Annotated in this window: 13 protein-coding genes; 10 read left to right on the forward strand and 3 right to left on the reverse strand. The window is 65.3% G+C overall.

Annotated elements, in window-relative coordinates; translation table 11 throughout:
- A partial coding sequence (locus ASC56_RS30260) for a hypothetical protein (protein ID WP_234377115.1) occupies positions 1 to 534 on the forward strand: 534 nt, incomplete at its 5' end.
- A 198-nt stretch (positions 535 to 732) separates the two neighbouring features.
- Here ASC56_RS30260 and ASC56_RS40755 read toward each other — a convergent pair.
- Positions 733 to 978 (reverse strand): hypothetical protein, encoded by a 246-nt coding sequence (locus ASC56_RS40755; protein ID WP_159039723.1) that lies wholly within the window; start codon positions 976 to 978, stop codon positions 733 to 735.
- A 427-nt stretch (positions 979 to 1405) separates the two neighbouring features.
- Here ASC56_RS40755 and ASC56_RS30265 point away from each other — a divergent pair, with 427 nt between their 5' ends.
- The 5 genes from ASC56_RS30265 (at position 1406) to ASC56_RS30285 (ending at position 12404) form a co-directional block, all read left to right on the forward strand.
- Positions 1406 to 2080: a hypothetical protein gene (locus ASC56_RS30265; protein ID WP_055494779.1), complete on the forward strand. Its 675-nt coding sequence runs from the start codon at positions 1406 to 1408 to the stop codon at positions 2078 to 2080.
- 549 nt (positions 2081 to 2629) lie between these two features.
- Positions 2630 to 5785 carry an FG-GAP-like repeat-containing protein gene (locus ASC56_RS30270; protein WP_159039724.1) on the forward strand — a complete coding sequence of 1052 codons (3156 nt, stop codon included), beginning with the start codon at positions 2630 to 2632 and terminating at the stop codon, positions 5783 to 5785.
- A gap of 798 nt (positions 5786 to 6583) precedes the next feature.
- Positions 6584 to 8155, forward strand: coding sequence for a class I SAM-dependent DNA methyltransferase (locus ASC56_RS30275; RefSeq protein WP_055494781.1), 1572 nt, complete (start codon positions 6584 to 6586; stop codon positions 8153 to 8155).
- 343 nt (positions 8156 to 8498) lie between these two features.
- Positions 8499 to 9323 carry a restriction endonuclease subunit S gene (locus ASC56_RS30280; protein ID WP_159039725.1) on the forward strand — a complete coding sequence of 275 codons (825 nt, stop codon included), beginning with the start codon at positions 8499 to 8501 and terminating at the stop codon, positions 9321 to 9323.
- A gap of 3 nt (positions 9324 to 9326) precedes the next feature.
- Positions 9327 to 12404, forward strand: a complete 3078-nt coding sequence (locus ASC56_RS30285; protein WP_055494783.1) for a type I restriction endonuclease subunit R — start codon at positions 9327 to 9329, stop codon at positions 12402 to 12404.
- 102 nt (positions 12405 to 12506) lie between these two features.
- On the opposite strand, the gene ASC56_RS30290 is transcribed toward ASC56_RS30285, so the two are convergent.
- Positions 12507 to 14585: an AIPR family protein gene (locus tag ASC56_RS30290; protein ID WP_055494784.1), complete on the reverse strand. Its 2079-nt coding sequence runs from the start codon at positions 14583 to 14585 to the stop codon at positions 12507 to 12509.
- A 265-nt stretch (positions 14586 to 14850) separates the two neighbouring features.
- On the opposite strand from ASC56_RS30290, the gene ASC56_RS30295 reads away from it, so the two are divergent.
- Both ASC56_RS30295 and ASC56_RS30300 read left to right on the forward strand, forming a co-directional pair.
- Complete coding sequence (locus ASC56_RS30295; RefSeq protein WP_055494785.1) at positions 14851 to 16296, forward strand: NF041680 family putative transposase; 1446 nt, start codon at positions 14851 to 14853, stop codon at positions 16294 to 16296.
- 186 nt (positions 16297 to 16482) lie between these two features.
- The gene (locus ASC56_RS30300; protein ID WP_055494786.1) at positions 16483 to 17013 is read left to right on the forward strand and encodes a hypothetical protein; all 531 of its coding nucleotides are present in this window, start codon (positions 16483 to 16485) and stop codon (positions 17011 to 17013) included.
- Between the two features lie 242 nt (positions 17014 to 17255).
- Here the strand turns inward: ASC56_RS30300 and ASC56_RS30305 are convergent, their stop codons facing one another.
- Positions 17256 to 17642, reverse strand: coding sequence for a hypothetical protein (locus ASC56_RS30305; RefSeq protein ID WP_055494787.1), 387 nt, complete (start codon positions 17640 to 17642; stop codon positions 17256 to 17258).
- A gap of 638 nt (positions 17643 to 18280) precedes the next feature.
- Between ASC56_RS30305 and ASC56_RS30310 the strand changes: the two genes are divergently transcribed.
- Positions 18281 to 18517 carry a type II toxin-antitoxin system Phd/YefM family antitoxin gene (locus ASC56_RS30310; RefSeq protein ID WP_055494788.1) on the forward strand — a complete coding sequence of 79 codons (237 nt, stop codon included), beginning with the start codon at positions 18281 to 18283 and terminating at the stop codon, positions 18515 to 18517.
- 3 nt (positions 18518 to 18520) lie between these two features.
- Positions 18521 to 18766 carry a type II toxin-antitoxin system RelE/ParE family toxin gene (locus ASC56_RS43235; protein WP_004983405.1) on the forward strand — a complete coding sequence of 82 codons (246 nt, stop codon included), beginning with the start codon at positions 18521 to 18523 and terminating at the stop codon, positions 18764 to 18766.
- Positions 18767 to 19306 lie beyond the last annotated feature (540 nt).

The following is a 19306-nucleotide window of genomic DNA, read 5'->3' on the forward strand; positions in this document are numbered from 1 at the left end:
AATGAGCGGATGACGGACACGAGCGCATCCTTGGGACCGTTGGAACTGCTCGACGGTCGCTGGGTGATAGGAGACGCCGGCAAGCGCCATTGGGTGGAATTCCGAAGGGACGGGTTGTACCAGCACGAGCCTGACTCGGAAGGACAGCTGATCCTGTGGCCCCGGATCATGCTGGGCATGAACCTCACCATGGGCAGCAAATCCCCCGCCAGGGGGTCGAACGGCTTCGGGGGGCTCCTCGGCGGCCTGCCCGGCCCCTGGCGGGGGCGCGGCAGCGGCTACCTGCACATGACGCTGCGCCACCCCTACGAGAACTGGATCGCCCGCTTCGACCGGCACCCCCGCTACTATCCCGGTGCCCACCTCGTCTTCCTCCAGGCGCTGACGGTTCAGGTCATCGACGCCGGGCAAGCGCAGCTCCTGGGCGACCCCGAGTGGCTGGGCCGTGTGGTCGCACGGTTGGCGCCGCAGCGGCCCCGGGGTTGGCATGGCATGAGGGAAGCAGTGTCGCGGGCCATGGAGGCGGAGGCATAAGGGCTGCCTGAGACGTAGGACGGGTGGTGGCCGTGTTGAGTTCGACTGGATGCACCGCAGAGGCGCGTCGTACTGCTCTGGTCGGCTGTTGATGAGGAGGTACCGCAACTCGTCGCGCTGCAAGCCGCACGCTGTCCACGTGGTCGGGCACCACCCTTATGGACACCATGATCCGCGCCGGACAGTCCTCCGAGAAGCTCAGTCGATAATCTCGGACCGTTCTCGAACTTGATCGTCCAACTTGCCTTCTTCCAGGTCGCTCAGCGCGGCTGCATATCCGGCCATGACTGCCTCGTGTACGACGTCGTAAGGGTCTACGGGGATCGCGATGGCCGAGCAGACATTCGCGGCTGCGTCGTACGCGGGTCGATAGTGCGCGTCACGGATACCGCCGCCCAAGTGGCTGACAAGACTGCGTAGGTCTTCCCTGTGGTCATCGCTCACGCCGACGTCACTACCCTCGCGCCATGGTCGAGAACCGCACTGCCGTGGGCGCCTCGACCGATCAAGGCTCCGAGCTTGGGAAGCTGCGAGCATTTGAGGCGTCTTCGGGCGCTGAGCTGGGCGAACGGTCGGACTTTGGCCCAGGCGGCGGCGCGCTCTTTCACCGTGATTCCCCGCTGTTCCCCCCTCGATCTGGTGCGGTTGTGGTGCGGGGGTGCCGTACCGCAGGCCTGGTATCCGTCCATGCATGCTCGCCATGGTGTACCACCCCTACGATGGGACGATCACCGTTTGGGCGTTCGCGCTGTCGGTTCTGATCGTGCTGGCACTGGGCTGGTACGTCCGTCATCGCAGATAGCTGTGCTCCTGGCGTCGCCTCCCATACGCTGTGGCTCACGGCACGCCGCCGTCATGGCCAGGGGGGAGCATGATGGAGCAGCTTCGGAAGCTTGTTGTCCGATACGGCGATTGCGAACAGAAGCCCGTGCGCTTCCGTCCAGAAACGTGGCGCTGGCGGTTGGAGTCGCACGGAGCGGCGCACGTACTCGATATCGGCGTTGGATGTGCGAGCGGGCCGAGCGGTGACCGTCTCATCAGCCGGGGCGACCTGGCCCATCTCCGTGACCGCGTTGGTGACGACGATCCCGACAGCCTGCGTGACCTGTTCGTGGCCGTCATGATCTGGGGCTCGGGCACCACGAACGGACGTGGGCCGCGGTACACGGAAGCGGCTCTGTCTGACCCGCGGATGCCTACTGTCCTCCGGACCACACGCCAAGCGGTCCGAGACGGCGACCTGAATGGGGCCTATCAGCAGTTCGTCCTCGCGGGGGTGGGGCGGTCCTTCTTCACCAAGTGGTTCGCGGCCGTGGATGACCGCGACGCAACGTGCGATCGCGCCTTGATCCTCGACGACCGGGTCTTTCATTCGCTCAATGCCCTCGGATGGATCAGTTGGAAGGCGGCCGGCACACGCCACTGGCCCACCCGATACGCCGCCTACGTCAGCTCCATGCACGGCTGGGCCTCATCTCTGGGTGTCACGGCGGACTGGCTTGAGTGGCTTCTCTTCCATCTGAACGGTCGCGTAGACGAGCCCTGAGATTGGGAAGCTGAGGTGATCTAGGGCTCGCTGCTGGGCTGACCTGCGGCGGAAAGGTATCGGCGCCTGGCGGGCGGGTCCGTTGATTCCCCGGTGTTCCCCGCGGTTCCCCGTACGACCTGGCACACGTCTGGCACGACCTGTTCGTCCCGAACTCTCGGCCGGATGGTCATTGCGGTCCACGACGCTGGTCGTGAGGCCATCGACGGGCATTGATCGCCACCTACGGTTGCGGTGGTTGCTGTACTTCGGTGCTGTACCGCAATTGCATCCCGCCCGTGGACAACTCGGCATGAGACCTACGAATCGCGTGGCCTGCGTCGATCGGTGATTGCTTCCCCCAGCGCCGGCCCGTTGTGGCGGGGACCAGGATTTGCGCGTTATCGGACCAAACCGCCCCCACAGGAGCACCGTTGTCCACCTCCGTCATCCCGGCCAGCAGCCGCCGCCCGCTGATGGCTTAAGCTCGCGGCCTACTCCGTGACCGCGGCCCGCGTCGCCGCGACCGGAGCCCGCTGGTTCTTCTTGCAGGACGATGGGGTGGGACACATGACTTTTCGACGGAGGCTCAGATCCGGGTCGGCGGCGCTTGTGGTCGCCGCGGCGATAGCCGGTGCGGTTCCCGGGCACGCGCTGGCGGTGACGAGCGGCTTGCCGACCGAGGTCACGACGCTGCCCGCGCCGCAGCTCGCAGCGTTCCGGGGGGACATGCCGCTGGTGGCGGGTGCGAGTGGCTTCCTGCACCAGGAGCAGGGGCTGCCGGGCTACACGTGGACCGACTACGCGTCCGGGACGGACACCCCGCAGCCGCAGCTGACCGCCGTGCCGCTGACCAACACGAACTTCTTCTCCGCCGGTGGCGACCACGTCGCCTACCAGAACGGCGCGACGTTGGGCGTCGGTGACCCGACCGTGGCCGGCAGCTGGGTCAGCTACGACCTCTCCTCCCTCGGCGGCACCTTGCTGCACACCGTCGTCGCCGTCGGCGCGAACGGGACCCGCGCCCTGGTGCGGGAGACCGGCGGTGCCCATCTGCTCCAGCTCAACGCGGACGGCACGTCCACCGAGGTCGCCATGACCGGCCTGCCGTCGAGCACCGACTACATCAACGACGCCGTCGGGTACCAGAGCGTCGGCGACTACGTGACGGTCCGCAGCACCCCGAAGCCCGGCGTCACCGGCACCACCGCGTTCTACCTGGTGCGACTGGACACGGGCGCGGCAACCGCGGTGACGGCCGTCACCCCGCGCAGCGCCGTGGCCCCGACCGTCCACGGCGACTACCTGACCTGGCCCTCGAACGGCGGCATCTCGCTGGTCACGGTCGCCGACGCCCTCGCGGGGAGCACGGTCACCCCGACGCAGGTCCTGGCACCGGCCGGTTCCGGCATGCTGCTCGACTACGACGTCGTCGGCCAGCAGGTCGTCATGATGACCCGGGTCTCGTCGGGCGCGCTTGTGCTCAACTCCGTCCCGATCGCGGGCGGCCCGGCCACCCAGCTCGACGCCACGGTGACCGAGCCTGCTCCCAGTGCCAGGGTTCCCGACTATCTGCCTAAGGGCCCCGGGGGCGCTCTTGTTGTTGGCGGCACCAGCACCAGCCAGGCCGTGCAGCGGCTCACCGCGGCAACGGACGGAAGCGTGAACGTCACCGTCGTGCGGCAGTTGCCGCCCCCGGCCGAGACCACCGCGACGCTGTCGATGGCGCACGGTCAGGTGCGCCAGGTCCTCACCGTTCCGCAGCTCAACGCCGCCACGCGCTTCGCGATGGCGACCACACCGCTGACCGGCTCCGGCAGCACCATCGGCAAGACGACAACCGGCTACCTGAGCGACGGCGGCCAGCCGCTCCAGGCCGGTCCCTGCACGGTGGACGCCTTCTGCGTGCGTGAGACGGACGGCAACTCCTACGGGCCGGTGTACACGACCACCACGGCGACCTCCGCCCGGGTGTTCATCAGCGGCCTCAGCCCGGAGACCTTCTCCTCGCCCGACACCCGCGTCGTGGACGCGGACAGCGAGTTCGTGCTCATCGACTCGGCCGGCTCCCAATACCTCTGGGAGCCAGGTCAGAGCGCGATGATTCCGCTGGGGCCGGCGAGCGGGGCGACGGTGTGGATGGGCACGCTCTGGCGGGCAACCGCGCCCGGCCAGATCCAGGCCAGCACGCCCCACACGGGGCTGGGAAGCGCGCCCGCCCTTCAGCGGACCATCAGCACGGGGGCGTCCTGCACGCCCAGCGAGGTGCAAGTGGCGCAACACTGGCTCTACTGGAGCTGCGGTAGCAGCGGCCCGGCCGGGGTATACGACCTGGCCACCAACGTGAAGTTCAGCGTCGACGCCGGCCCGGTGCTGCTGGGTGACGGCTATCTGGTGCGTCACGACGCGGCAAGCGGTGAGCTGCGGCTGACCGACGTGCACGCGGACTCCGTCGGCGCGACCTCTGTGCTGGCCACTCTCTCGCAGGCCGCTGGGGCGAGCGACGACCGGGGCATCGACTGGACTGTGGACCGCACCGGTGGTGACGTTGCCTACACAGGCTCGGACAACATCGTCCACGTGCTGAGCACGGGTGTGCCCGCGTCCCCGGTCGCGGCCAACGCGGGGGCCTGGAGTAACTCCATCACGCCCGGCCAGGCGTGGAACTTCCGCTTCGAGGCCAGCCGTCCGCTGGCGAGCTGGCAGTTGGTGATCCGCCGGGCGACCACCGGTCAGGTCGTCTACAGCTACACCGGTGGCCCGACCGCCGCTCAGGGCTCTACGAGCTGGAACGGCATCCTCCAGGCCAAGACGGCCGCCTTCAACGGCTCCTACGACTGGCAGCTGCTGGCCGTCCCCGCGGACGCGCCCGGCGCCGCTGCGACGCAGGCGGCCTCCGGCACGATGGGTGTCTTCTACGGCCGGATGCCCTTCCACTCCTACGGCGAGAACGGCCGGTCCACCATGCTCGGCGTACTGAAGCAGTCCGCCTTCGGGTACCGCAACGGCTACGGCATGGACTACGAGGGCAACGGCCATGGCGGCTACTCCAGCCCGGTCGCGTCGAGCTACTGGAACCTCGGTACCGGCTCCGGTCAGCTCAACGCGGTCGTGCCCTTCGGCGACATCAACGGCGACGGCTTCAACGACATTCTCGTCCGGACCAGCGGTGGCGAGTTGGAGTACTACCCGAACCAGGCGGCGGGCGGCGTCCTCAACAACACCTCGCCGAAGGCGATCGGCGGGGGCTGGAACATCTACAACCGGCTGGTCTCGGTCGGCGACCTGAACCGGGACGGCCACGACGACCTGATCGCCCGCGATGCTTCGGGCGAGCTGTGGATGTACCCGGGCACGGGCAGGGGCGGCTTCGGTTCCCGGGTCGCGCTCGGCGGGGGCTGGAACACCTATACCCGGATCGTCGGCGTCGGCGACGTGAACGGCGACGGCAACGGCGACCTGCTGGCGGTCGACACCGCGGGCGGGCTCTGGCGCTACCTGGGCAACGGCAAGGGCGGCTTCAACTCCCGGGTGAAGATCGGGACGGGCTACCAGATCTACACCGCGATGGTCGGCGTCGGCGACATGAACGGCCACGGACTCAACTCGGTCGTCGCCCGCGACACCTCCGGCGTGCTGTGGCGGTACGACTTCACCGCCTCCGGCTCGCTGCTCTCGCGGGTCCGCATCGGCAACGGATGGAACATCTTCTCCGACCTCTACTGATCCTCCGCCGCTAGGGGCCGTCCGGTCCCGCCACTGAAACCAGGCCGCCAACCCCGACCCTCCCGCGCGGACGACCCGCGCGGGAGGAGCCGGTCAGGGACGGCTGTCAGCCTTGGTCGTCGATGAGCACCCTCCGACGGCCCAGGGATAACCCCCGGGGCCGTTAGCGTTACTCGCTTTCAGGCCCGCTTGATGCGAACTACAGGCTAGGCGGCTGAGGTCTGCTGGGCTGGTCAGCCAGACTGTGAGAGACACGGGCGATTGGGGCCGGACGGTGGAGTTGCTGCACTTCTCTGCCGTACTCCAACGGCTCCGGAGGGCGCTTCTGGGTTGCAAGATGGTACAGGTCAGAGCCATGCTTACGACTTGCTGAGCGGGGGCTCTCCACGGATGGTCCACGATGCCTGCCTGCCCCAAGGACCGTGCAAGCTGAGAGTGTCCGGGGCCAGCACTCCAGGCTCAGGGTGCCGGGCGAACATGCTGTCCGGTTGCGGGCAGGGCATGGAGTCGAGAGTAGGCAGGATCCCAGCGGGGCGACCACCGAGAAGTCCCGGAGTGCGGCTTAGGTGAGCAGCCCGCTGAAGGGGGAAGAACTGGCGCTGCTGCGGCGTGGTTTGGTTGGGCCGTTTGCCATCTTTCCAAGTCATGGGGAGGGATATCGTTGGCGAGCTACCCGTACGAGCAATCGGCAGGACACGCCTTACGTGTGCGTGCCGGGCACGCCCGGAATCAGGTGACCCGCCGGACACCACGACCTTCGGGTCGCCACCCTCTGACGAGCAAGGTAACAACCGACTGATGGCAGTGACTCAGCAGGAGATCGAGAACCGGTTGTGGGACGCCGCCGACGAGCTGCGCGTGGCGATGCCCGAAGCGCAGTACTCGTCGGTCGTCTTCCCGTTGATGTTCTGGAAGTACTTGTCGGACACCTGGGAGCACCACCACCAGGAGTTCCTGGACGAGAATGACCTGAACGGCCTCTCCGTCGAGGAAGCCCGCGAGATCGAGTACCGCGACTACCAGTCGTTCGAGATCCCGCTCATCTACCCCGACACCGTTGCCGAGCGTCGTGCGTCTTGGTCGTCCATCCTGGCCACTATCACCCAGCCCGGCCTCGGCCAGCGGGTCCGTGCCTCCCTGCAGGCCATCGAGACGGCCAACCCCGGCAAGTTCTCCCGCCTGTTCGGTTCCATGACCTGGACCTCCGAGGAGGTGCTGTCGGGGGAGGTACTGGCGGCGGTCATGCAGGCGATGAACCGCACCCCGAAAATGCACGAGGGCAACATGTCCTACGACGTCCTCGGCGGGGCGTACGAGTATCTGCTGAAGAGGTTCTCCGACGGGTCTGGCACCCGCGCCGGCCAGTTCTTCACCCCGCGCGAGGTCGTCGAACTGCTCGTCGAAATCCTGGACCCCCAGAACTTCGAGTCGGTGTACGACCCTACCTGTGGTTCGGGCGGCATGCTGATCGCCTCGGCGAACCTTCTGAAGTCTCGTGGCGGGCGCGGCTACACGCTCAAGCTGTACGGGCAGGAGGCCGTTTCCGACACCGCCGGTGTGGCCCGCATGAACCTCTTCATGCACAACCTCACCCAGTTCCAGGTCGAGGTCGGCGATACCTTGAAGGACCCGCGCTTCAAGAAGCCGGACGGGTCCGTCGCGCAGTTCGACGTGATCCTCGCCAACCCGCCCTACAGCCTGAAGTGGAAGCCTTGGAAGAATGACCCACGCGCCATTGGTGGCGTAGCTCCTCCGAAGTTCGCGGATTGGGCGTTCGTGCAACATATGATCGCGTCGATGGACCCGGAGAACGGTCGCGCCGGCGTCGTGTTGCCTCACGGCGTCCTCTTTCGCGGCGGCGAAGAAGAAGCCATCCGTCGGCGAGTCCTGGACAATGACCTTCTCGAAGCTGTCATCGGCCTGCCTGCCAACCTCTTTTACAGCACACCGATCCCGACCTGCATCCTCGTGTTCCGTGCCTACGGCACCAAAGCTGACGAGCGACAAAAGGGGGTGCTGTTCATCGACGCCTCCACGAGGTTCACCAAGGCCAAGAACCGCAACGTTCTGACCGAGGCGGACATCGCCGATGTTGTGACCGCCTACCACTCGAGTTTCGATTCCGACGGCAACCCGGTTGACTCTGACGGCGACGCCGGACTCGCAGCACGCTTCGTGCCCATCACGGAGATCATGGCGAACAGGTACGACCTCAACATCGGCAGGTACATCAAGCAGGCCGCAGCTGAGGCCGGAGACCTCGGTACCCTCATTGATGCCTACAACATCGCCAGAGCCGAGCGGCAGAAGACCGAGGCTCGCATGCTCGCCGCCCTTGCCAACGCTGGGATCGAGGGCTTCGATGAGTGAGTGGGAACAGGCGTGTTTGGGCGACCTTGTCGAATCATTTCGCGTGAGAGTTGACCCCGCAGAACTCGGGGACGCTACGGTCATACATTTCAGTATCCCTGCTTTCGACGACCGGATGACTCCGACTGTCGAATCTGCGAGCGGAATTCGCAGTCACAAATTTAGCGTCGATGAAGACAGTGTTCTTGTCTCAATGTTGAACCCGAGAATTCCTCGAGTGTGGCTCGCTGCGGGAGCTAAGAATGCTCTAGCCTCGACTGAATTCGCTGTTCTTCGCCCGAACAATCCTCGGATGACCCTTCCCTTTCTCTATTGCCTCTGTCGGTCGAGTAGTTTCACGTCGATGCTTGACGAGAGATCGACTGGCACCACAGGAAGCCGGAAGAGATCGAAAGCAGCCGATGTGTTGGCGTATACCTTCTTCTTGCCACCGCCGCGGGTGCAGGAGCAGATTGTCGAGGTCATCAGGGCAGTCGACGACCAAATGGCCGCGCTAGATGTAGAGGCGGAGGCGCTGAATGGTGTGTATCAGGCGGCGACATCTCGGCTGTATTGCACCGCTGAGGGGGGAGAGGCAGACTCTCGGTTCCTCGGCGATGTGATGCACCTCGATGTCGTGCGGACCCCGATGGAAGCCGGAAAGACTTACCATCTTGCTGGAGTACTCAACGCCGGTAAAGGGCTTGTAGATAAGGATGAGTTCGACGGGGCTGATACCGAGTACAGCGCTATGAATATCCTTCGGGAGAATCAGGTGGTGATGCGGAAGCTGACTGCTTGGGAGGGGCCGATCACAGTGGTTCCTCCAGAGTTCGACGGCTTCGTGGCGAGCAACGAGTTCCCGACTTTCACACTTACCAGTGACGTTGCCCCAGGGTGGATGAAGCACGTCTGTCGAACACCTCGGCTGTGGGCTGAGATGAAAAATAGGGTCGTCGGGACCGTGCAGCGCCGTAAGCGGCTCAACCCTGACCAGCTCCTGTCGGTAGCACTTCCCGTCCCGTCCCGGCCAGAGCAGGAAAAGGTAGCGGAGGCACTGGACGCGATCGAGAGGGAAGTCACCGCGATCCACGAGGAGGCCGCCCGTCTTCGTGGGGTCCGGGCACGGCTGCTGTCGGGGCTGCTGGACCGCAGCATCGACATTAGATCCGCTGAGTTGGGGGCTTGAGGCGTGGCGAAGGGCATTCGGGAGCGTGAGTTCCAGAACCTGATGATCCAGTGGTCCCTTCCTATGGGCTGGGGCTTTACAACGGGCAGGGCGCTGCCGCGCGAGACGACGCAGACGGTGGTCGTCAGCCAGCTGCGGGACGCCATTCTTCGGCTCAACCCGGACGTGATCGACGGGCTCGACGTGGACGCGGTGGTCGAGGAGATCGTCGCCACGGTCAACGCCGTCGAGGGCGGCCTGGTGCGGGCCAACGAGCAGGTGCTACGCCTGCTGCGCGGCCAGAAGGAGTTCCGGGACGCCGACGGCGCGTGGCACGCCCTGAAGGTCATCGACTTCGAGCACCTGGCCGCCAATACGCTGGTGGTGTCGGACGAGGTGACCATCACCGTCCCGGGCAAGACCTCCCGCCGGTTCGACCTCGTGTACTGGGTCAACGGCCTGCCCCTGGTCGTGGTCGAGGTGAAGTCCCCGACCGCGAAGTCCGGGTGGGCGGATGCCGCCCGTGAGATCAACGACGTGTACGCCACCGAGTACCCGTGGTTCTTCACCCCCAACGTCTTCGCCGTCGCCTCCGACGGGCTGAAGCTGCGGTTCGGCGCCGCCGGCGCGCCCACGAACCTGTGGCAGCCGTTCCGGTCCACCGCCGACGACGAGAACCTGTCCGGGCAGGCCGACGTGCAACGCTCCGTCGAGCTGCTGATGAACCCGGCCACGATCCTGGACATGCTCGCCAACTTCGCCCTCTTCGACACCTCCGGGGGCGGGGTGGACAAGAAATACCTGCCCCGCTACCCGCAGATGGAGGCCGCGCACCTGATCCACGAGCGGGTGCTGGATGGCGGGTCGAAGGGCCTGATATGGCACCACCAGGGGTCCGGGAAGACGCTGCTGATGGTGTTCGCCGCCTCGCTGCTGCTGACCGACACCTGCACCGAGTCGCCCACGATCATCCTGCTCTCGGACCGGACTCAGCTCGTTAGGCAGACCTCCGGGGTTTTCACCTCCGCGATGGGGGACGCCTACTTCCACCAGCCTGCCACCGGCCAGAAGTTGCGTTCCCTGCTGGCCGACGACGTGCGCGGCGTCATCTCCACGACCGTCCACAAGTTCGCCGACGCCGGCAAGAACCTGTCGACCCGGGACAACATCATCGTGCTGGTCGACGAGGCACACCGCACCCAGTCCGCCAGGGAGAAGTCCCTGGCCGGGCAGATGCGCGCAGCGTTGCCGCACGCGAAGTTCTTCGGCATGACCGGCACCCCCGTCCGCAACCTCGCCACCGACACCTTCGCCCTCTTCGGCGAGGAGAGCGACCCGGGCAGGGTGCTGCACCGGTACTCGGTGTCCAGGTCCCTGCTGGACGAGGCAACCGTCCCGGTCATGCTGGACCCGCACCCGGTCGCCTTCGAGATAAACGACCAGGCGTTGCAGGCCGAGTTCGACCAGTTCGCCGACGACTTCGACCTTGACGACCCCGACCGCGAGATCCTATCCCGCAAGTTCGGGCGCCTCACCAGCGTGTTCACCAACCCCGAACGCATCCACGCGGTCTGCCAGCACATCGTGGACCACTACCTGGCCGGCGCCTACCGCAACGGCCTCAAGGCCCAGGTCGTCGCCTTCAACCGTGAGCTGGCCGTGGCGTACACGGACAAGATCAACGAGCTGCTGGCCGGCTTCGAGGCGTCCCAGGTGCTCGCCGAGGTCGGGAAGCATGACCGGATCACCGCCGAGGTGAACATCTCCGTCTCGGACTCCAAGGACGAGGACCGCGCCATGCGGCCGTTCCGGCTCTCGGAGGCCGAGGAGGAGGAGCAGAAGCGGCGGTTCCTCACCCCGGACGACCCGCTGTGCTTCTTGGTGGTGACCGCGAAGCTGATGACTGGGTTCGACGCCCCCAACGAGGGCGTCCTCTACCTGGACAAGCCGCTGAAGGCCCACACCTTGTTCCAGACGATCACTCGCCCGAACCGCACCTGGGTGTCCCCGACCGGGTTCGTGAAGACCTCCGGCGTGGTCGTGGACTACATCGGCTTGGCCGAAGAGGTCCAGCGGGCCGTCGCCGACCCCACCGCAAAGGGGGCTAACAAGGGTGGCGGGTTCGTCACCGACCTGTCCGAGCTGGTCGCCGAGTTCCGTACCACCTTCGCCCGCATCGAAGACCTCCTCGCGGACGTGGACGGCCTGGACCTCACGGTCCACGGCTACGAGTCCGTGCGCGCCATCAACGTCTTCCTGGACGCCAACCCTGGCGCCGCCGAGGTGTTCACCAAGGACTACCGGCTCCTGGCCCGCCTGTATCCGCTCATCAACACCGACAAGCGGATCGCCAAGTATCGTGACGGTTTCGGGCTGTTCGGGTCCGTGTACACGACCCTGTTCAAGAAGTCCTCCGACGAGGAGAGGAAGGAACGGCTGGCCGAGCTGGGGCCGATGGTCCTGGAGATCATCAACGCCCACGTCCACTCCTTCTCCGTGGTCGCCTCCCAGGAGGAACCCCTCGTCCTGGACGCCCAGGGCATCGCCATCCTCAAGGAGCTGCTGGCCCTCGTCCGCCCAAAGCCAGACAAGGACGACGGCGAGGACAAGACGCCGCCGTCCGCGGCGGAGATCCTGGACCACATCAAGGCCGCCCTCGACAAGGGCGTCGACCCGGGGTCCGCGAAGTACACCGCCCTCGCGGAGCGGATCAAGCGGCTGCGGGACCAGATCATCCAGAACTCCCAGGACGCCCTCGGGTTCCTGTCCGAAGCACTCCGGGTCGCCCGCGCCATCGTGGACGCCCAGAAGCACCCCGACGAAGCCGTCGTCGTGCTGGACGACGACCACGTGGGCGTCCTGTCGCGGATCATCCACGACCACGCGCCGCCCGGCCTCACAGTCACGGAGAGGAACCTAGCCGAGGAGATCGACCAGGTGGTCACCCGCACCCTCGCCCAGTCATGGGACAACGCCGACGCCCGCAACCGAGGCGTCCGCCGCGCCACTGCCACGGTCTTCCGCCATTACACGCTGAAGCCGGTGGGGGAGCCGTACGACTCCACCGTCGCCTACATCGAAGCTCACTACCTCGTTGACTGACGAGTACGAGAAGGCCCGGACCCGCCCTGGGCCTTCGTCGCCTCGGCTGCCAGTTCGGATACCCTCAGCTGGCTTCGTGTCCTGCGAGGTTAGGCAACACGCTCATTCTTCCTCTTCTTCTGCTTCCTGGCGCAACCGGTCGGCGATGTCCACTAGGGAACCGCGCTGGGGAACGAACCAGCGCCGCGTGCCCTGAAGCGGTTTGCTCTGGTAACCGGCCTCCACGAGCATCTTCTTGGCCAGACCGGTCGGCGAGTATGCGACACCGTCCACCGCCCATACCAGGCAGTTGCGGCGCTGCCGGGTCCAGGTCGCACGAGCCCGGCGTGCATCCGCCGTGAGCCAGGGGGTGAGCTGTTGCTGTTCGCGGCCCGGGACTGGGCGGAACTCGACGAGCGTCCCTTCCTCGAGCGCGTTGTTCTCGAAAATCACGGAGACTGCGTTGGCTTGCCGTGCGTGCCGTTCACGCTCGGACGCGCGGTACACCGATGAGAGGGGCGGAGGTTGATTGTCCCCCTGCAGGGTTGCCAGCGCTGAACCAGCGACATCCGAATACCGTTCAGCATTGCGGAAGATGCTGCTCACCTGACTCTTGTGTCCGTAACCCGTGTCGATCCAGTGGATCAGCGTGGCTACAGCGGCGTCCACGAGCTCGGCGACGCACGCCGGTACCGTCGGCCAATCTGATTCGGAAATTTCCTGCCAGCCTCGGGGCAGGCACTGGAAGGTCACGTGGGCGATGAGCAGTCGCCCAAGGTCGGCGAGTGTGCCAGCGCGCCCCTCCCACTGCGGGCGTTGTGCCTCGATCTGCCGCTCAACCTCCCGGAGCACCAGGATGGTGCGCCAGGTCTTCACCGCGTCGGTGCGGTGGAGCGGAAATAGCCGGTGGTGCTGCCTCGGATCCCAGAGAAGATCGATGTCCACGTTGGCTTGGAAGGATAGTTCCGGAGAGGCGTGAGCACAGGCGAGCGCGGTTGCGGCCTCCCTGAGGGTGCAACCGTCGTCCTTCGACTGTGGAGGTTCTTCGCCCCGGCGCAGGACGTAGGTCTTCCGCAGCCGAAGCAGAAAGTCGTCGCGGAGCTGCTGCTGCACCTTCTCCAGGGCGATGAAGTCCTGGGGCTCCACCCTGTTCTGGGTGTTGGTCGTTCGGGTGACGTCGTGGTCGAAGCCCTCCGGGCAGTCCGTCAAGGAGATGATGCGGACGCCGATCCGTGCGCGTGTGGCGACCTCCGGGGTTTGCTGGTAGGCCTCGTGGACGGAGGCGACCGTCTGCGCGCCGTTGACAATGCTCGCACCCTCCATTTCCAGGTCCCCCCGAGGGCCCATGATCACCTTGTCGCATAGCACCGTGATCCCGTTGTTGAAGTACCAGAAGTACTCGGGCCTTCTACGAAGGGTCTCCACAAGGGTGCGATTTACCGCCGTGACACCGAGTGGATTGCGGATATTCCGCTGGAAGAGCCGGTGGTGGTTGTCCTCGTACCAGCGTGCGACCTCCGCGCCTCCTATCGTGCCGTGGTACGCCAGGATGGGATCCTTGATCGGACTGACATCGACCGCCGAGGCCGACGCCTTCAGCTTGATCTGGGGTTCGGCGATTCCGGAGCGCAGGATGCGGATGAAGTCGGGCAGTCGCAGGGGGCGCAGGCGCAGCGAGTCCTCGTATTCCGCGCAGAACCGGTCGAGCACCTCCTTGGCCTCGGCCCCAATCGGCTGGGTCCCTGCCCAGGCCGGCAGCAGGGTGATCTGTACTCGCGGATTGCTGAGTGCCCGTTCCAGATCGGGGATGAGCGGCGTCAGCTTAGCGTTGAAGCACTGGTACTCCCGAGCAATCAATAATTCCAGACCGTTCTTCAGGTCGAGAGCAGCGTTCTTAGAGAAGGTGGCTGTGCCGTCGCTACTCCACTTCGCCTGTACCACCCAGACCTGGGGCTCTTCTGAGGCGAGATCCACCGCCACGGCGTCGATGCCCTGGTCGCTAAACGAGTCGATGACGAACTCGGCGCAACGCTGCAGCGGATAGCCGGTGAACTCGCGGATCGCCAAGGCAGCCAGGGAACGGGAGAGAAATGAGTTCCGCTGGATTCGCTGCTCAAACTTGGACAGATCCTCAACCGGGACGATCCCAGTGAACTGCTCATCGAGGGCGTGTTCGAGCTGCTGGGCGTGCAGAGCGGTCACTGTGCTCCTGTCGGTGGCTGGCGGCCATGCTGGGACGGTGGCGAGGGGTTTGCCCACGTCTCATCAGCCATTCAGGTTGCTTGCCGAAGAGTCAGCACGTCAAGCACTTTGCCGCACTGCGTAGCTACGATGGGACTGAGCTTGGCGTTTAACGTCGCAGGTCACCCGACCTGCTGATCTGCGGTTCTTTCCGGGACAGCGGAGGCGGCCGTTCTCCACGCTTCGAGATGTCGAGTCACGAAGTACAAGAGAACGGCCGCTGTGTATGAGTCTGTCTGTCTATGCGCCCGCAGGCGAGGCGTTGGACGTGTTGTCCCGCTTCCGGGTCGAGTTCTATGAATGCCTCTACGCTCGCGCGGATGCGCTCTTCGAGCTCACCGACGCGGTGCTGTGCGCGGACGGGCCGGTGAAGACCCTGGTCGAACTGTCGCTGGCGGTCGAGCACCGGCGCGGCCATGGTGCGCTGTACGCGGCGTTGGACCGCGGTTGGCTGGAGCCGACGCGCCTGCGCCGCACGCTCGCCGGTCTGCCGCTGCCGAGAGCGGCAGACGGCCGGATCGTGCTGGCCGTGGACGTGAGCAACGGGCTCCGTCCTGATGCCCCGACCAGCGACGAGCGGCTGTTCTGCCACGTCTACGGACGTGGTGAGCGCAAGACGGACCAGTTCGTGCCGGGCTGGCCGTACTCCTTCGTTGCCGCGCTGGAATCCGGCCGCACCTCCTGGGTCGCGCTGCTGGACGCCGTACGCCTGGGACCCGCCGACGATGCGACGCTCGTCACCGCCGCCCAACTGCGCGATGTTGTTCAGCGGTTGACGCAGGCCGGGCACTGGCGGCCGGGCGACCCGGAGATCCTCATCGTGATGGACGCCGGCTACGACGTCACCTACCTCACCCACGCCCTGGCCGACCTGCCGGTGACGCTGCTCGGGCGCCTGCGCTCGGACCGGGTCATGCTCCGAGACCCGGGCCCGACCCGTTCCGGTCCCAAGGGCGGGCGACCCCGCCGGCATGGCGGTGTCCTCACTTTCGCCAAGCCCGACAGCTGGCACGAGCCCGACGTCACCACAGCTACGGACACCACCCGCTACGGCAAGGCCGAGACGATCGCCTGGGACCGGATGCACCCCAGGCTCACCCACCGAGGCCCCTGGCTGAACCACGCCAAAGAGGAACTGCCCACCCTGCACGGCACGTTGATTCGTCTCAATGTCGAGCGCCTGCCGGGCGACCGGCACCCGAAACCGGTGTGGCTGTGGTGCTCCGCCAACGCCGCCACACCGGTGGACGTGGACCGCTGGTGGCAGTCCTTCCTTCGCAGATTCGACCTGGAGCACACCTTCAGGCTCCTGAAACAGACCCTCGGCTGGACGGCACCGAAGGTCCGCCACGCCGACAGCGCCGATCTGTGGACCTGGCTCATCATCGCCGCCCACACCCAACTCCGCCTCGCCCGCCCCCTCGCCGAGGACCTGCGCCGTCCCTGGGAGCGACCCGCCTCACCCCGTCGCCTCACCCCCGCTCGCGTCCGCCGCGGGTTTCGCAACGTCCACGCGACGGCGGCCCGTCCGTCGGCCGCACCGAAACCGTCCAAGCCGGGTCCGGGACGGCCTCCCGGCTCGAAGAACAGGCAGCGGGCCACACTGCACGAGGTCGGCAAGACGGTCAAACGTGCTGAGTCGATCAAGGAACACCAAGCCCGCCGAGGATAAACGCCAAGCTTAGGAGTTCGATCCATGTTCCGTCTGGCCGTAGAGTCCTGCGGTGGTTTGGTCCACCGGGGGCATGCAAATGTGCTGGTACCCGGCAGTGTTGATGTCATCGGTGGATGTCAGTCTGATTCGACGGCCGCCCAGGCCGGTGGTCCGCTAGGGCCCGGCTATCGACAGAATGGGGCCATGGACGCTGGATTGACTGCACTGCTCGGCGCCGCCGTGGGCTCACTCGCCACCCTCGGCTCTGCGATGGTCACCGGGCGCGTGGCGGCTCGCTCGCAGTTCGCTCAGTGGCGTCGGCAGCACCGCCGGGATGCCTATGCGAACTACCTGGCTGCGGTGTACGACCGCGATGTCGCCTTGGACGCGGTGCGAGACACGCTGCGAGGGGACCGACCGGACCTGCGCGAGGTTGACGAGAGGATGGAGCGCTTCGATGCTCAGGTCCGCAGCGTTCACCGGGCTGCCGAGTTCGTCATCCTCGAAGGTCCGCAGTCCGTGGCGGAGGCGCTCTATTGTGCGGTCCATGCGTCCGATGACCTGGCCGAGGTCATGCGGCGGATGGCGCGTGATGCCCATGCGGGTGACACATCCCGCAAGGCTGCAGACACCGCGCTGGTCGCTGAGCGCGAGCACCTGCTGTACCAGGCCGTGAAGGGCCTCCGCGCAGCGGCTGCAGACGTCCTCGGCGACAGTCGGATACGCGTCTCGTAGTCGTATGGCCGGCGGAGTTCAAGCCCCGACGGCTGGCGGGTACCCACGGTGCTGCGCTCTCAGCTTGGGAAGCTGAGGTGATCTACGGATGGTTGCTTGGCTGACCTGGGTGGTAGCTCTATCCGCGCTCGGCCGCTTGTCGGCTTGGTGCCCGCTGTTCCCCGTGATTCCCCGCACGATCTGGCACGAGTCTGGCACGCTGCGACTCGGCTCCTATCCGCGTCGCAGCATGCGTCATACCATCAAGCGTTAATGATCTTCTGAACTTCGCGAAGCTTCTCTTCCGCGGTGAGTGACGAGTAGTCGCCGCTCACCAGCCCGTCCAAGGTGCTCCGAACGTTGTTCGAGTGGGGGTGCAGAACAGCGTCCAAGACGCGGGCGCGCTCGCTACCGTCACGCGTATACACCCACACTTGCTGTTCCTTGCGCGGTTCTGTGTTGCATCGGGGATCAAGGACGGCAAGCGGGAAGTACCCGAGACCCGAAGCTTCGAGTTTACGAGCGATGGAGCTGAGAACGTGCTTGCCGAGTCTGTCGAACCCCAATGCGGTCCGTAGGCGTCCCAAGTTGTCTTGCATCAGCCCGCCCTCGTCTTCACACGCCTCAGCGGTCTCCTGAAGATCAGCCACTGCACCCTCCCCTGGTGTGGCACTTGGTTGGAGAGCATATAGGGATCAAGGAAATAAAATGCTCGATCCCTGGAAGCTCATGGTTGCCAGCCTCCCCGTGACGAGGCGCGTAACCGCTGGCGCAGGCTGGGGTCGGGCATACGGCTCCGGAGTGAATGCGCCGATCACTACGCATAGCTCTCTGACCGGCGGCGGAGTCCATCGAAGGGCGCCAGCGACACAGACTGTGTCGGAGGTGTGTCGTCGGCCGCGAAGATCCGCCGCTGTACGCCCTCGTTGCCCTCAAGGCTGCCGTCACCGCACCTGCCTCCGGAAGGCGCTTTATGTCCCCAGACGGTGTGCAGGCCAGAGGCACGTTGGCACTGTAAGTCCTGGCCCTGGTCCTTGGATGGTTCAGAGATCCGTGACGGTATCCCAGGTCCTCGATGGCCCGGATGCCCTTGCCCGGCGCTGGGTGGTGAAGATGTCTGACAGTTGGGCGCCCAGTGTGGCTTCTGCAGCCGGCAACACGCCGCTCGCGACGACGCAACCCATACGGCACCTACCAGACGCGCAAAGCCCGTCACGCTCAGTGTTGCGCTCTTGATGTTCTGCCCGGACTTCTGTACAGTCTCAAGAACACAACGCGAGGAGGGCCAATGGATGCGGCACCGCTGACAGATGCCCGTGACCGCTTGAGCGAGATCGTCGACAACGTTGCGGCGTCAGGGGAAGCCTTCGTGATCACGAAGCACGGCAAACCCATGGCTGTCATCTTGGGTGCAGATGAGTACGAGTCGCTGATTGAAACGCTCAATGTGCTTTCCGACTCTGACACCATGGACGCGATCAATGAGGCTCGGAGCGAGGCTGAGGAGTTCGCGGAGAAGGAGTAGTAGATGCCTACGCTGAGTCGGCGAGCGCAGAAAGACCTTGAGCAGCTTCCGGATGCCCTGAGAGTGAAAGCACTCAACATTATCGATCGCTTGGATTCGGAACCCGGCTTGGGTAAAAAGCTGTTGGGGTCTCTGGCGGGTATTCGATCCGCTCGGCTCGGACGGTCGCATCGAATCTTGTACGAAGTCAAGAACACGGGAATCGCTCATGTCTTGACCATCTCACAGAGGCGGGACGCCTATCGATGACACCACAGATGCCCGCCAGTGGACCGGAAAGAGAGATATTCCTTCGGGCTTTGAGGCTCTTCAGTGACGCGTGTCGTCCTCCAGATCTTCTTCGTGAGTGCCCTTATTCAGTTGATCTCCCCGAAGGGGGAAGAGGGTGCGCAGAAGAATGTATAGAAATACTGGACCGATATGGCGAGCCTGAGCAACTCAGTCCGATTGAGTTCGGTCACGGAATTGCTGCGGTACCGCTGAAAAGCAACCGAGAGGCTACACCGAGTCCCGTCTCTAATCGCCCTTTCGATGCGGCGGAAATCCGCCTACGAGATAAAGCGATACCCGATCTGTCCAAGTGGTCCACCAGTACTCTCGTCATCGAGCTGCGCGAGAACTTCATACCTAGCCCGCAGGCTCTTACGGTACCGGCGCGGGGTGATCTATGTAGACGGATCTGTGCTGAGATCGATCTGCGTGGGCTGTCGTCGAACGATCTTATTCGTTATGGCCTAGGTAGTAGTCTAGTGCACACCATTCCGATCGCCGTCACGGCCCCAGCGTTGA

It is taken from the genome of Streptomyces sp. TP-A0356 (assembly GCF_001417775.1).
Lineage (GTDB): Bacteria > Actinomycetota > Actinomycetes > Streptomycetales > Streptomycetaceae > Streptomyces.

Excerpts from the sequence above, each read along its gene's own strand:
- ASC56_RS30280 (WP_159039725.1), top strand. The coding sequence starts at position 8,499 with ATGCTTGACGAGAGATCGACTGGCACCACAGGAAGCCGGAAGAGATCG.
- ASC56_RS30275 (WP_055494781.1), top strand. The coding sequence starts at position 6,584 with ATGGCAGTGACTCAGCAGGAGATCGAGAACCGGTTGTGGGACGCCGCC.
- ASC56_RS30265 (WP_055494779.1), top strand. The coding sequence starts at position 1,406 with ATGATGGAGCAGCTTCGGAAGCTTGTTGTCCGATACGGCGATTGCGAA.
- ASC56_RS30270 (WP_159039724.1), top strand. The coding sequence starts at position 2,630 with ATGACTTTTCGACGGAGGCTCAGATCCGGGTCGGCGGCGCTTGTGGTC.
- ASC56_RS43235 (WP_004983405.1), top strand. The coding sequence starts at position 18,521 with ATGCCTACGCTGAGTCGGCGAGCGCAGAAAGACCTTGAGCAGCTTCCG.
- ASC56_RS30300 (WP_055494786.1), top strand. The coding sequence starts at position 16,483 with ATGGACGCTGGATTGACTGCACTGCTCGGCGCCGCCGTGGGCTCACTC.
- ASC56_RS30295 (WP_055494785.1), top strand. The coding sequence starts at position 14,851 with ATGAGTCTGTCTGTCTATGCGCCCGCAGGCGAGGCGTTGGACGTGTTG.
- ASC56_RS30310 (WP_055494788.1), top strand. The coding sequence starts at position 18,281 with ATGGATGCGGCACCGCTGACAGATGCCCGTGACCGCTTGAGCGAGATC.